The sequence below is a fragment of the Pseudoalteromonas sp. 2CM39R genome (assembly GCF_023161845.1).
The window spans coordinates 40,036-54,814 of the sequence record NZ_JALNTM010000019.1 but is presented as its reverse complement, the minus strand read 5'-3'; the positions used below and the strand labels follow the sequence as shown (position 1 = coordinate 54,814).

General features: G+C 41.4%; 12 protein-coding genes. 4 read left to right on the top strand and 8 right to left on the bottom strand.

Annotated elements, in window-relative coordinates:
• Window positions 1–94: 94 nt before the first annotated feature.
• Window positions 95–1,042: a LysR family transcriptional regulator gene (locus MTF66_RS29970; protein WP_248529446.1), complete on the top strand. Its 948-nt coding sequence runs from the start codon at window positions 95–97 to the stop codon at window positions 1,040–1,042.
• A gap of 111 nt (window positions 1,043–1,153) precedes the next feature.
• A complete protein-coding gene (locus tag MTF66_RS29965; RefSeq protein ID WP_248529445.1) occupies window positions 1,154–1,597 on the top strand; it encodes a hypothetical protein in 444 nt (147 codons plus the stop codon).
• Here the strand turns inward: MTF66_RS29965 and icd are convergent.
• From icd to MTF66_RS29935, 6 genes are all read right to left on the bottom strand, one after another.
• Entirely contained in the window at window positions 1,594–2,868 is a 1,275-nt protein-coding gene (gene icd / locus MTF66_RS29960; RefSeq protein WP_248529444.1) for an NADP-dependent isocitrate dehydrogenase, read from the bottom strand. The two genes, MTF66_RS29965 and icd, sit on opposite strands and share 4 nt — an antisense overlap.
• Before the next feature lie 92 nt (window positions 2,869–2,960).
• Entirely contained in the window at window positions 2,961–5,642 is a 2,682-nt protein-coding gene (locus tag MTF66_RS29955) for a 7TM diverse intracellular signaling domain-containing protein (RefSeq protein ID WP_248529443.1), read from the bottom strand.
• 37 nt (window positions 5,643–5,679) lie between these two features.
• Window positions 5,680–7,944, bottom strand: coding sequence for a TonB-dependent receptor (locus MTF66_RS29950; protein ID WP_248529442.1), 2,265 nt, complete (start codon window positions 7,942–7,944; stop codon window positions 5,680–5,682).
• Between the two features lie 142 nt (window positions 7,945–8,086).
• Window positions 8,087–10,318, bottom strand: a complete 2,232-nt coding sequence (locus tag MTF66_RS29945; protein WP_248529441.1) for an NAD(P)-binding protein — start codon at window positions 10,316–10,318, stop codon at window positions 8,087–8,089.
• A gap of 2 nt (window positions 10,319–10,320) precedes the next feature.
• Complete coding sequence (locus tag MTF66_RS29940) at window positions 10,321–11,268, bottom strand: acetoacetate decarboxylase (protein WP_248529440.1); 948 nt, start codon at window positions 11,266–11,268, stop codon at window positions 10,321–10,323.
• Between the two features lie 46 nt (window positions 11,269–11,314).
• Window positions 11,315–11,890 carry a hypothetical protein gene (locus tag MTF66_RS29935; RefSeq protein WP_248529439.1) on the bottom strand — a complete coding sequence of 192 codons (576 nt, stop codon included), beginning with the start codon at window positions 11,888–11,890 and terminating at the stop codon, window positions 11,315–11,317.
• A 363-nt stretch (window positions 11,891–12,253) separates the two neighbouring features.
• On the opposite strand from MTF66_RS29935, the gene MTF66_RS29930 reads away from it, so the two are divergent.
• Together MTF66_RS29930 and MTF66_RS29925 are read left to right on the top strand one after the other, a co-directional pair.
• Window positions 12,254–12,421, top strand: a complete 168-nt coding sequence (locus tag MTF66_RS29930; RefSeq protein ID WP_165381452.1) for a hypothetical protein — start codon at window positions 12,254–12,256, stop codon at window positions 12,419–12,421.
• A gap of 112 nt (window positions 12,422–12,533) precedes the next feature.
• A complete protein-coding gene (locus MTF66_RS29925; RefSeq protein ID WP_058584777.1) occupies window positions 12,534–13,394 on the top strand; it encodes a TIGR02285 family protein in 861 nt (286 codons plus the stop codon).
• Window positions 13,395–13,454: 60 nt separating this feature from the next.
• Here MTF66_RS29925 and MTF66_RS29920 read toward each other — a convergent pair whose 3' ends face one another.
• On the bottom strand, window positions 13,455–14,033 hold the full coding sequence (locus tag MTF66_RS29920) for a YceI family protein (protein WP_054561236.1): 579 nt from the start codon (window positions 14,031–14,033) through the stop codon (window positions 13,455–13,457).
• A gap of 1 nt (window position 14,034) precedes the next feature.
• Window positions 14,035–14,589, bottom strand: a complete 555-nt coding sequence (locus MTF66_RS29915; protein WP_248529438.1) for a cytochrome b — start codon at window positions 14,587–14,589, stop codon at window positions 14,035–14,037.
• Between the last annotated feature and the right edge of the window lie 190 nt (window positions 14,590–14,779).

Below are 14,779 nucleotides of genomic sequence, written 5' to 3'. Positions count from 1 at the left end.
CTTATGCTGATTATTTTAGTCGCCTTGTTTACACACAATAGCAAGCGCGCTTTAATTTAGGTAATTAATAAAGATAATAAATAAGATTGATCAAATGAATATTAGGCACGTCGACCTCAACCTATTAGTGTATTTAAATGTCCTCATTGATGAACAAAGTGTGTCTAAAGCCGCTAATAAACTAGCTTTGACTCAACCTGCAATGAGTAATGCCCTAAAGCGTTTACGAGATTTGTTTGATGATCCATTATTAGTGAGAGCCGCAGGCACAATGACGCCAACAGCAAAAGCGCTCAGCCTTAAACCTGAAATAGAATCACTGTTAAAAATGGCCGAAGAAATTACTCAGCCAAGTGAGGTATTCGACCCGAGCACAGCCAATATTACGTTTCGGATAATGGCAAACGACTACCTTGAATCAACCCTAATTGCGCCGTTTATCACTCAGCAGCTAGCAAAAAACCCGGGGCTTAATTTTGATATTTTGAGCCCAAGCGATGTTAACCTACATGATATGGAAAAAGGCACCATCGACCTTGCCATTAATCGCTTTAACGGCCTGCCCCGCTCATTCCACCAAGCCAGTGTGTGGCGAGACAATTACTGCTGCTTAACACACCCAGACAACCCTTACTTACAACAGCAAAACCTTGAAGGCTACCTTGCTCAAGAACACATTTGGGTGAATCGGGCTGGTTGGGGCGTAGAAGCAGCCGTAACAAATAAATCAGGCAGCCAAAAACTCGGCTGGGTCGATGAGGCATTATGGCAACTAGAACAAACCCGCAATATTCGCGTATTCACCCGCCATTACATGGTAGCGAGCCTACTATGCCAATCACCTCAACTCATTGCCACACTGCCCCGCCGCCAAGCCATGTTACTTGCAAAACACACTGATTTGGTAATAAGTCCAGTGCCATTTCAAATAGTTCCTATTGAAGTAAAAATGTTATGGAGCCCTTTGCTACATCACGCAAACCCGCATCAGTGGCTGCGTAGAGAGCTACTTGCATTTGCCAGCACCGTGGCTGATCGTTAAAAACAGCATAATATTGATAAAATCAATATCAGTTATTGAAAACAACAATTTCATTAATAATGAGTGAAGGGCTAGAGTGAAGTTAAGCACATAAACAAAGAGAAAATGATTATGGAAACTTCAGCGCAATTCACTCAACAGGACGGCCTTTACATCAATGGTCAATTACACTCATTCATCGAGCAGCAGCTTTGTAAAAAAAGCGATTTAGCCTGCGATGAGATTTACCAAACACTGGCAACAATGGTTGATGAGTTTGGTTGCCAATGCCGTAAAACCAAACATCAAGATGATGATGTTTTACAAGCAGACACACTGTTAAAAGCATATAGCACAGTTCGTACTCACCCGCACTGTCATGTTGATGCACAAACAACAACTGCAGTGCTAGATGAATACTGCTGCCAAGTACCAGCTATTTTAGTGGTTGCGTTAATGGATACATTAACAGGCATGACAAGCAACGAACCTGGTGCAGAGCACATTTACCAACGTGCAGCACAGTTAACAGGTAAACCATGTGTCTACGCAGTTAAAAGCGCCAATGCCGCTTAATATGGTTCATTATTTGAGTTACTTATTCGCGCGATGATGCTTGTTGCAAAATCACTGCAACTAAGCATCGTCGCATCGGCTACTAGGTTAGCCAAATCAAACGTCATTTCATTTGCACTAAGCGTCTGCTCTAGGGCTTTTTCTATTTTATTCGCCGCTTCGTGCCAGCCCATAAAACGTAGCATCATAACCGCACTTAAAATACTGCTTGTTGGATTTGCACTGTCTTCCCCGGCAATGCGATTAAATGTGCCATGAGTCGGTTCAAAAAAGGCCACTTCATTATTTAAGTTTGCCGCAGGCATAATACCTACCCCACCGACTTGTGCGGTAAGCATATCAGCCAAGTAATCGCCGTTTTGATTGGTTGTTACCACCACATCAAATTGCTCTGGGGTGAGTAGCGCTTGTTGTAGCATGTTATCTGCAATGACTTCTTTGATGATTAAATCATCTTGCTTGTCACGCTTGATCACTAACCAACGACCATTTTCATGCGCTACAGCGTTAAACTCTTGCTCAGCAAGGGCAAATGCCCAGCGTTTAAAGGCGCCATCGGTAAATTTAAGTACATTGCCTTTGTGCACCACAGTCAATGATTCACTGTGCTCTTTGAGGGCAAAGTTTAGGGCGTAACGCATTAGTCGCTCTGCTGCCTCTTTCGAGCTATTTTTAATGCCAATACCGCATTGGTTATCAAAGCGAAGTCGGGTGACACCCATTTCTTGACACAGAAAATCAAGCATACGCTCGTTATCGATACTGCCAGCCTGCCACTCAATGCCTGAGTAAACGTCTTCTGAGCTGTCGCGTATTACTGTGATTTGGGTTTTTTCAGGCTCTTTTAAGGGCGATGGTAAATGCGGATAACTGCGAATGGGCCGCATGTTAACAAATAAATCCATCTCATGACGAAGAGCCACATTTAAAGAGCGAAAACCACCGCCAAGGGGGGTTGTTAGCGGCCCTTTTATGGCAATTTTATAGTGTCTAACCGCATGCAGGGTTTCTTGCGGGAACCAGTCGCCATCGTAAAGCGCAGCTGCTTTTTCGCCATTGAACACTTCCATCCAATGTATTTGTTTATCGCCTTGATAAGCCTGATTCACTGCAGCATCAACAATATCTCGCATCACCGGGCTGATATCTTGACCAACACCATCGCCTTCAATGTAAGCAATAACCGGGTTATCAGGAATATACCATTGACCCTTACTATCGATAGTAATTTGCGCGCCATTCGAGGGTACCGAAATGTGTTGATACTGCATCATGCCTTCCCAGCAAGGTGTTTTAATAATATTAATATCAAGAAATAGCTAATTTGTCTGTGCTTACAAAGAAATAGCCGCTATTCAAGCAATCAATGCGTTACCTTGGTTATCTCGTCTTGCATGGCACAAAATAAGGATGCAATAAGCTGCGTATCGAGCGTGACGGTATCTTTTTTGAGCGCAGCATCAACGGCAACCGCTTTAACATAAAGCGTTTCACATTCGAACATGTTCGCAGCGCCCTTAAGCATATGAACGTTTCTGCTTAAGCCATCAATGTCCATATTTTTGTATTGCTCGCGCATTTCTCTATATTGTTCTTCAAGACCTTTTATGTAGTCATCTTTAAGCGCCTGAAACTCTTTTTCAGGTAACTTGATATCGGCTAACTCATCGCAATCTAAGTAACTGGCAATTTTATGGCTAAACGCGTTTCTATCAATTGGTTTGGCGATTAAATCATTGAAGCCTTGCTTCATATAACGGGCAATTTCATGCTTCATGGTATTCGCTGTCAGTGCAATGATTGGCGCACTCACTCCCGTTGCTTGCATCATTTTCAATGCCTCTTGACCGTCCATAATCGGCATTTGAATATCGAGTAAAATAAGATCAAAGCTGTCTTCGAGGGTTGCTTGCACTGCGTCTTTACCATTTTCAACAGTGGTCACTGTTAGTCCCATACGCTCTAATATTCGCGCAATTAAGCGTCGGTTGTCTGGGTGGTCTTCGGCAAGTAATACTCTGCCCTTTAAGTTCTCTGGTGCATCAAGCTTACTAAACGGTGAGGTTTCAACGAGCTTCACTTCGCTCATATCATTAAGCCAGCGTGTATTATCTGTAGTATAAATCGACATGGTGAAAATAAACTCACTGCCAGAGCCGACATTACTTTTAACGCTAATATCTCCATCCAATTTCTGCGCAAGGCTCTTTGAAATATTAAGGCCAAGACCCGTGCCACCATACTGCCTAGAAATACTTGAATCCGCTTGATAAAAGGCACTAAACAAGGCTTGTTGCTCTTTGTCTGTCATGCCAATACCGGTGTCTTTTACGCTTATCGACAACTTATCGTTATGACAGCTTACCGTTAAAGTGATACGCCCCACTTGAGTGAACTTAAGGGCATTGGTTGTTAAGTTTAATAAGATTTGCCTTAAACGACTCGGATCGGTAATTAGGTAGTCTGGCAAAGGGAACTGATAATCAACACTGAACTTTAAGCCCTTATCACGGATTTGCTTGCCAATAAGTGACTCAATATTGGCAATCGTGGCAAACAAGTCTGTTTCGACTAAATCTATTTCTAGCTTGTTGGCTTCAATCTTCGACATATCGAGTATATCGTTTATTAATCCAAGGACATGGCGGCTATTTTGCAAAATAACGCCAATCCCATGGTTGCGCTCATGAGGCTTAATGTCCCCGAGCATAATGCCATCTGCATAGCCAATGATTGATGTCATTGGGGTGCGAATCTCATGACTGATATTCGCTAAAAAGCGACTTTTGGCTTCATTCGCATCGCGAAGCTCAGAGGCAAGATCTTCGAGCTCCAAGGTTCTTAAATGTACTTTTTCTTCTAGATTTTTGTTGAGCTCTACGTTGTCATCGTGAAGCAACCTAAACTTATCGGCCACAGCAAACGCCAGCAACATGGCGTCCATGGCTGTGCCTATCAACCCCAATAAATATAAATTAATGGAGGTAGCAGGCAGCAAGCCTAAATTAGTTAAATTACCCACCATATTTGGTAGCATCATGGCAATGTAAGCCAGCACAAAATAGCGTGCTGGCTTAAAGCCAATGAGCATACAGCGAATACCTATGTATAAGCCTAAACATAAAGCAACACCCGTTACTAACGTTGACCAATAAAAACCAAAGCTTGGCCATAAAATACAAAACGGAATACCCAAAGTGGCGATTACACCCACCGTGAGTGATAATTGCGCCAGTTTCGGAAATGTTTCTTTGAGTTTAAGTAAGTTGTTGTAAAACAGAATATTGGTTAATGGTGTGAGGGCAAAGCCGAGCCAGTGAAGATGAGGATTATAGTAACCAAACAGCTGATCAGAAATATGGAAAAAATGGCTCCAAGCAAACACCCAGGATGCTGTAAATAATGCGTAATACAGGTGTGTAACATCACGGGAAACCAAGTAAATTAATAAATTATATAAACCAAGTGCAATGCCCACCCCAAAGCACAGCATCATGATCATATTTTCGACGGTTATGTTCTGAAAATAGTCTTGATAAGGCGTTAATACCAGCTTTGCGGGAGTATAAAAGTAGTCACTCTCAAAATAAGTGATTAGCGTATAGTGCTTACCTTTTTCAAGAGATAAGCGATTACCATAGTGAAAAGCAAATTGATTTGGCTCGACCCCGCCGGTTACAAAGTGCTGTATCGGGGCTGTTGGATCAGTTATATCGTAAATGCGGCTTTCTATTTTCGAAACCAGGGTGTTATACGGGTAGAGAACTAAATCTTCGATATCACTTAGATTTTCAATTTCAACAATTAACCAATAGCTACCGCCGACAGAGCTTATTCTTGATTGTGGTTTTTTGCTGGCTCGCCAAGCATCAATCGCAGCCACAGATTGCGGAAACATATTATCATTTGCCGTAAACACTTCACCGACATCATGAAGGTTTTGCTCAGCTACAGCGTCGGTGTAGACAAACGTATCTTGTGCATTAGCCGAAACACTTAATAAAACCACAAACAGCAGAGTGCTAAAATACAGCTTTAACCGCATTCACAAAACCCCTGTACCATCGTGGAGCTGGCAACGACTAGAATTGCATTGAAACATCAAAGCCATAGCGACGCCCTTCCCCTTTAAAGTCTTCAAGCATGCCTAAGAACGAGCTTAAATCGAACTTTAACTGACTGTATTCAGTATCAAATAAATTTTTGCCCCATAAAGTAAATGACCAATTATCAACATCATATTTTAGATGCGCATTAACAATGCTAAAGCCGTCTTGGCGGGCATAAGGGTTCATGTTCTGATCAAAATAAAACTCAGACTGATAATCGTAAATAATATTGGCCGATAACGGATATGACGCCAAACTGGTATCATATTTTAATCCCGCAGATACATTCCATTTAGAAGTAAATGGTAGTTGGTTATCGGTAATACTATTGCCAAGTGGGTCAACGTATTCTTCAAACTCAGCATGAGGGATATAGCCAACTGAAAGTAGCATGGCTAATTGCTTAGTTGCTTGGTAATTGATTTCAGTTTCAAGACCATAAATAGTTGAATCAGCGACATTTTCAAGCAATTGTACAGGTGGCATTTGCGGTGTTTCTGACGCTTGGTTCATAAACACTTGTTGGTCGTTATAGTCATAATAAAACGCCGCCCAATTCATTCTAAGTTGCTTGCCAGGCCAGAACGACTTTAAGCCAACTTCATGGGCATTTAAGCGCTCTTTACCGTAGTTTGCTAAGATTGCTTGCTCTTCAGATGACAAAAAGCCGCCGTTGTAGCCACCACTTTTACTACCATTAGCAAAACGATAATAAAGATTGCTTGCATCTGAATAGCGATAATTAACTGCAAATTGACCAGTAAAGCCATTGTCTGATTGCTCATCGGTAACGCGATAAAATGGTACAAGCACTCCGTCTAAGTCATTCACATCAACCACCGCATTTAACGTGGCGATTGAGTCATATTCAAGTGACTCATAGTCATATCTAAGACCGGCTGTGATCATCCATCTATCTGCGACAGGCACTTCAATTTGGCTAAATACAGCCAAATTTTGCATTTTGATTTCGTTATCGTAAATAAAGGTCGCGGTTAAGTTTGTCGGTAAAATACCTCTAAAATCACGCAAAATATCATTTAGATTATCTTGCTCAATCGTCTCATCGGCAAAATAAACACCACTGGTGAGTGTGTAATCAACAAATTCGTTTAATAACCTGAATTCTTGGCTAAATAGTTGAGTATCTAACCCTAATACTCCTTCGCACAAACGAGCTGGCGAGCCATCGCAGTTAAAGGCATGGCTTCTCTCTAAATTGTTAAAGCTCGACAGTGAGGTAAATGTACTTTGCTCGTTAAAATGCCAATTCACTTCGGCAATAAAACCGTAGCCATCAGATTTATGAGGTGAGTCGTTATTGACGCTCACAGCAAAGAAGTCATCACTGCCATCATTAAAACCAAAGTTATCAAAACAGCGTGTTGAGCCCGCATCTGCTGGTGAACACAGCTCACCCGTTAAAGGGTTCGCGACAATACCAATACTACCAACTGGCTGGGCAATACCATCCCAATCTTCAATATGCGCTTGCAGGTAAAGATCAACGTCATCCCACTCAGACAAAAAAGACACACGTGCATTTTTTTGCTCCATGCCTGCTGTTGGTGAGTCTGCATAAGTATTTTTTGTTGAATATTCGTAGTCTTGATAGTTAACAGCAATACGCATTGCGCTGGAGTCTGAGAGTCGCTGGTTCCACATACCATCGACGCTGGTGGCGTTGTTATTGGCAGCACCTAATGTTAGCGAGCCATAGCTATCAAACTCAGGGCGATTTGAGCGTATAAGTATTGCACCACCGGTAGAATTACGACCAAACAAGGTACCTTGCGGGCCGCGTAAAATATCGAGCTGTTCAATATCGTACAAGTTAACAATTTGATTATTGGCAGACCCCACCGCAACGCCATCAATATACATGGCAACAGGTGAAGTGTTCGCCGTATTATAATCAAGTAACCCCACCCCACGGATACTCACAGCGGGAGGCGTCCCTTCTGCGGCGTTTTGGGTGATTTTAACGTTTGGCGCAAACAAACCAATTTCAGTTGAATCTTTAAAATGCTGAGCTTTTAAAATTTCGCCATTCACTTGGCTTACCGCCACACTCACGTCTTCAATTGCTTGCGGACGCTTTTGTGCATAAACGCTAATAACTTCCATGTCTTTTTCAGTCTCAGCTCCTTGTGCAACAGCGCTTGCCATTACACATGCCGCCAAGCTTGAGCTCGACAACATCATAAACTTTGGATCTTTAAGAAAAGGACGCTTCATTGGCTTTTAGACCTTAAAAGAGGGAAACTTGTTAAATTGTTGTAATTTAGTGGTAAGTATAGACCAAACAATAGATTAAAGTCGCATATAAATCATGAAAATTCATGACTTATACGCATACTTATTTACAACTATGCTCACACTAACCTTTTTCGAATGCATGCTCTCCGCTGATTTCATTTGGCCAACCACATATTGCCCGGGCTGTTTGCATACCGGCCATGACAGCAGCCTCAACGCAGCCCGCATTAACCCCTGTTTTTATCCAGTCACCAGTAATGCGCAAATTAACAAACTGACTGCCATCTGTAGCCAAGCGGTATTTACTCGAATCAACTACAGATAGAACATAGCGCTCACTGGGATCGACATTAACGCGCCAATATTGCTGCTCTAGTACAGGTAAAATGCTATGCGGATCACTGTAAAAAACCTGCCAATCAAACTTGTTATCAATATAGGCTTCAGGCCAAAGTGGCCGCATATCTGAGCTAAACAAATTATGCATATTCAATTTTACTTCGGCTTTCATTTGCTCTGGGAATTGATGTGCACTGGCAGGAGGGTAGTTTTCGCAGCTAAACGCACTGCAAAAATAGGCAACATTAACTGGTGAGTTGTCACTTGGCCAATCTTCTTTATCGAGCAAGTTGCCCATTGCGGCCCAAGTATCAAACGGCTCGACAAAGCCACTTAAAATAGGCCCTTCATGAGCAGCATTAGTTTGCGTAAAGCCAAGTTGTGCGTCGGTTTTATTCAGCCATACTTGGCAAGCCTGAGTCGCCACACTTTGCACTTTTGTTGCTTGTTGAGAAAGCGCGTAATCTACAGCTAAAAGTTCAGAGGCAACGTGTTCAAGAGAGGCTACCGAGACACCTAGAATAAGCGTATCAAAATCAATACCATGGCGAAGCGTCACTGTTGGCACTGGGGTATTAAAGTGTTCTTGATACACCTCGGGCCAATTGCTCCAAAAAGACTCTAAATTAATTTGATATTCTTGCAATAAGTGCGCTTGTTCAGGGCTGATTTGCTCATACAGTGGCTCACTTGGCCAGCATGGCAGCTGTTTTACATCAATGAGCGGTTGATATTCTTGGCCAACTAAACTCACCTGTTGGCAAAGCTCAATCTCACTTACCTGCGGCTCACCTTGGTCAGTTTGCCCAGCAGACAAGTTAGTTAACTGATGGAAGAACTTAAACTTAACGCCGCGCTGCTTTAAAAGTTCATAAATTGGTCCGAAAATGACATCGCCCATGCCTGCTTGCATTTTCCACATCACGCCACCTTTATAGCAAAGCCCTATACGAAGCATAGCAAGGGCGGCAACGCCGGCTTCAACATTGGGTTTACTAAAGTCACCTTTAGGGTAAGCGAACACCAAATCATAAAAGCCGCGCACTGGCGCTGAATCGACACTGTAAGTTTTATTCGCACCATTTTTTTCGAGCCACTGACGAAAATCGTAGCAATTAATGACACCAAAACCGTCGCGATATACTTTGTCTTTAATCAATCCGGTGAGCATTGCAATCGCAAGATCGGCACAAATAAAAAGTCTGCGCAGCTCTGGGTTGTCATCCAGTAGATCAATAACTTGGTCTTTAAACCAGCGTTTTAACTTTCTGACGATATACCAAATAACCAGCCGATCGGCCTGTTTATCTGTATGGGTGGCCTGCTTTTCGGTGAACTGCAGCAAATGAGTTATCAATGTTCGTGGGGTCGAGGCAATTTCAGCTGCGCCTGCTTCAATATCATCAATGAATTGCTTTGCACCATCCAAATGGGTATCAATGTCTGATTTGATCTCTTGATACATGTGTTTGAGTAACGATTGATCCCGTGATTTATTAGTCACTAAAATGGTTTTAGCATCTTGCTGCTGACAAACATGCTCAATGCCTTCGGTCCATTTTTTTAGCCATGCTAATGTCATGGTGACAAAGTCCCACACTGTTATATCTAGGCTGCCATCAGCGGGGTTACCTTCTACGGTAGGAAAATCAATTGGCCAAGTTTGCCATTCGTTATCAATAAACTCTTGTAAGGCAATAAAACTGTGTGGTTTAAATGCCTGTTGCCAAGTAGCTAATGAACAACTAGCAGGTCGATTGAGTGAGTTATACACCCCTTCTAAGGTGCGAAAGCTATTCACATAGGCGCCAAACCAAACATGTAAACCATGCTCTTCGATTCGCTGTCCAAAATGGGCGTTTCGACCACTCGCCCCTTTACCGCCAAGACGCCACCCCTGTTGATAAACGGTAATTTCGCGCTGGCTTTGCCAATTAGTTTGCTCGGTCAAATACACTGCCGCAGTCATCGCTGCAACACCGCCACCGACAATGGTGATTTTTTCTTTTTCCATGGTTACCCCTGTGCTGGTAACAGTTGTGTTGCGCCAAGCTGGTCAAAGTCCATATTGACGTAAAAAGGTAAATGAACCGCTTGTTTGCCAAGTGCAATGCCAAACATGTCATTTAGAGGAAAGCTCGCAAGAGCTTTTACATCCAAGCTAAAATCATTGTGTAAAAGTTTTAATTGATGAATTTTTTTGATTAGCGATGGTGAGTGAACCACGCTTTGATAAACGGCTTTATCTCCTTGGCCATCGGGAAATTGTTTAAACAAAATCTGATCCATCTGTGGATGAATAAACCCGTCTAATAATTGTTTAAGAAGCGATAAATCAATGCCATTAATTTGCGCATCAAACAAATCTGTAACGTGTTTAGAAAATTGCGATAAGTTATCGAGTAAGTTTTCCTTGGTACTTGCTTGTGTTTGCTCAATGGTTAATAGCTCATGCATCGCTAATTTAGAGTCTGGGTTAAACACATCAAAACATTCTAAAGAAATACTAAAATCGCCCGCATCACTCACAGCAGTTGGCATTTGGTATTCACAGAGGTATTTGTTATAGCCCCAAGCTTCTCGACCATTAATTAAGGCATAAATGTTATTAACGCTAATAAATGCCGGATACCAATATAAATGGCTAATATCACCATCTTGCATTTTTGCTACCGGCAGCCAAATAATAATATCGGTTTCTTGCATCCAGCCATGCTCTGAAAACGGTGGCGTTAATGAAGAAATTTGTTCGATATCAGTGAAGGTAAGTAAACAAGTACTCCCTATCACATTAAACGAGGTTGACTCGGTTGCTAGTAGATTTAAAGTTGCATCAACATACTGCTGCATTTTTTGCTCACAGCCAGACACAAAAAAACCATACATTTGCGCATTGATCATTCGACAAGGTGGTTTAGCAACCGGGTTAGATAAGAAGTGGCTGTAATTTGTTTGGTCCGTCATAGTCATTACTTATATTGTTGTTTAGTAATGACTATAGACTAGTTTTTTAATCGTTGGGTACAAGTTCTGAGTTGCAACACTCTTTTAATAGCTGTTCGGTAAATTGCTGATAACCGAGCTGATTAAAATTCTCAGATAGCGGGTTCATAAACCCATGACCATAGTCGGCTATTTCACAGCTCACCTTGGCTTTACTTTCTAATGAAGCAATCACAGGCTTAATATCAAAATGCTCTTCACTGTGAGGAAAAATAAATCGACAGGGAACGTTAGCCTCAAGCTCAAGATGATGTCTAACTTGGGATGGATAAAAGGCAATGATTTTTTTAATGAACGAATTTTTTAATTCTGCTTGGGCACGCCACACAGCGGCAGCGCCTGCACTAAATGCAATAATCGTGGTTGGCTGACGAATAGTAGCCATTTTTAAATGCACAAGCTCAAAATAACTGTCATGGCCGCATTGAGTCATAAAATGTTGATATTGAAACTGCTCATTTATGGGGAGCTGAATTTCCCCCATGTAAGGGTCACAAAGACTCACTTTACCGCGAAGCTGCTGAGCAAGCAGCGATAAATGCGCTGTTTTACCGAATATATCTGATACCAAAAGGTAATTCATAAGCATACTTCTTATTGTTATTTTGTGCCTAATCACAATACGCCTGTTTCTGTTAAACATCCAGAGATTATTTTTGATGTTTAAAAAATAAACCTTGCGCTTAATTGATTCTTACAGTACTCTGATTGTCTGGTTTTTAGAAACCACGCGGTTAACCCCTTACCTTGATCCAGTAATTCCCGCATATTCGTATAAATACTTGCAGCTTGTTCACTAAATGACATTTTGATGAATTTTCAAATCATCACCAAACTGTCACAAACTTAGTCGACACTGTTAGCAAGACAACAAATGTCGGTCTGTATTTTTTAAATGCCTATTAAAGCTCTACAGACACAGACAAAAGAAAAAGTGAGTTTTATTATGTCATATAAATACAACGGATCTTTGATCCAGATCGCACATCCAGTGCAATCAATCTCGGTAAATAAACAGCGTGTAATTTTTAGTGACACGCAGGGCTTAAAAAATGCCATCTTCCAAAAGGCTAGTGATGCACGCCAATTTGTGAAGTGGTTAAAAGCCAACTAAACCCAACCGATAAACGCCAGCCAACAAGCTGGCGTTTTAGTTTTCACCACCAGCCAGCATAAGCCTATATTCCTGCTACACTTATATTTTAGTTCCTAAATAGGTAGTAACTATGCGTAGTGTGTGGTCTATTTTACTATTACTTTTTTGCTTGCCAGCTTATGCAAATAAGCAACCTAAAGCCATTGAGTGGATCATGGTTGATTTTGCCCCCTACTACATCATGCATGATAAATATGAAGGCACAGGTCGTGATGAAAGTGTGATCAAATTATTAGAAAAAGCACTGCCTGAGGTTTCATTTAAACGCACTTTATTGCCAGCCAGTCGTGCTGTGCATGAACTATCAAACCCACAAAATAATTACTGTATGCTGTCGTTATATCAAAGCGAGCACCGCAAGCAGCATATTCAGTTTACTGAACATTCATCAACTGTAGGTTTGTCTCCGTCTATTGCAATACGTAAAGAGTTAGCCACAAAACTTAAGCTAGACTCAACAAAACCTGTGTCACTTAAATCATTACTAGCCGAAAACCTTGCTTTAGGGGTCTCTATGAGTCGCTCTTTTGGAGAAAATATCGACAAAGTGATTAACGAAAGTCATGACGCTAATATTATCTCACGTCCCGGCAGAGACACCCTCGCAAGTTTGACTTATATGCTACAAAAAAAGCGTATTGATATATTACTTGGCTACCCTAGCGAACATTATTACTTGGCTCATTCCATGGGCTTTGAAGATGACTTAACTCAACTATCACTTACTGAAGCTCCGGCGTTAAGCATTGGCTATATAGGCTGCACTAAAAACAAGCAAGGTGAAGTAACGGTAAAATTATTAGATGAAGCTCTTGAGAAAATCGCTCATACAGATGCTTTTCATGATGTGTTAGTTCGCTGGCTACCGGATAATTTGCAGCCCATTTTAGAAAAGAGATTAAAAGATAGAAACGAAAGTGCCGCTCATTAAGCGGCACTTTTAAGTTTACCAACCTACAGTTATGCAAATTGGCGGTCGTATTAACGGTGCTTACTTACGTACACCTTCAATGAATAAACCAATATCAACATGCGTTGAAGCCGGACCAAGGTTGTAGTCAATACCATAGTCAGTTAATTTAAGACTTGTTTCGCCTTCAAAACCAACACGGTAACCGCCCCACGGATCTTTACCTTCACCAATTTTGTCGATTTCAAAAGTAATGGTTTTGGTTACACCATTTAAGGTAAATTCGCCAGTTACATCTGCTTCGTCGCCGTCTTCATCAAACTTGATTGAGGTACTTTTAAATGTTGCAGTTGGGTATTTATCAACATTTAAGAAGTCTTTACCGCGTAAGTGCTTGTCACGCTCAGCATGGTTTGAGTCAATGCTTTTAGTATCAATCGTTACATTGATTTTAGATGCATTAGGCGCTTTATCGTCATAGCTAAAATCACCTGAGAAAGTATTAAAACGACCATGTAACCAGCTGTAACCTAAGTGCTTAATTTTAAATGTAACGAATGCGTGGGCACCGTCTGTATCAATAACGTAGTCAGCTGCATTTGCGTTTGCTGTTGAGAAAAGTGCAGCACTTAGTGCTGTGCCTAATAGTAATTTTTTCATTTTAATCATCCTTCAATGGTTTGATCATTCTAATTAAGGTTTTATCTTTATCGATAAAATGATGTTTTAGTGCCCCTAAAGCATGTAAAACAACCACAGCTATTAGCCCATACGCGGCATAAAAGTGAATTTTACCTGCAATATCTTCTTGGTTTGCGACCGACTCTGGTAATGCCGGTACAGCAAATAAATTAAATACTTCAATTGCACGGCCATCAGCCGTAGAGATTAAATAGCCAGATGTCACAATGACAATTAAAGCTAAATAAATTAGTTTATGGACTGAGTGTGCAACTCGATTCATAGCTTTTGAACTACCTGCAACAGGCTCAGGTTGGGTGCCTAATAAGCGCCAACCAAAACGAAACAACAATAATGCCGCTAAGGTAATGCCCACGCTTTTATGTAAGTCCAAAGAGCCTTTGTACCAAGCGTCGTAATAGGTTAGCTCAACCATATACACGCCTAAGCCAAACAAACCAAACACCCCAAGTGCCATTAACCAGTGCAATAGGATGGCCACCCAGCCATAACTTGCCTTTGAATTCTTTAACATACTCATTTCCCATGAGAATTACGAAACTAAGTACAGCTTAGCTTAGGATTTATATAATGAAAATAGCGTAAAACGAACAGCTTCTGTGCGTATATGCACACCCTTAGTGAAAGTTGAAAGGGTAAAGGGGAAAGTGGAAAGGAAAAAACAGATGGTGCTAGGTGCTAGGTGCTAGGTGCTAGGTGCTAGG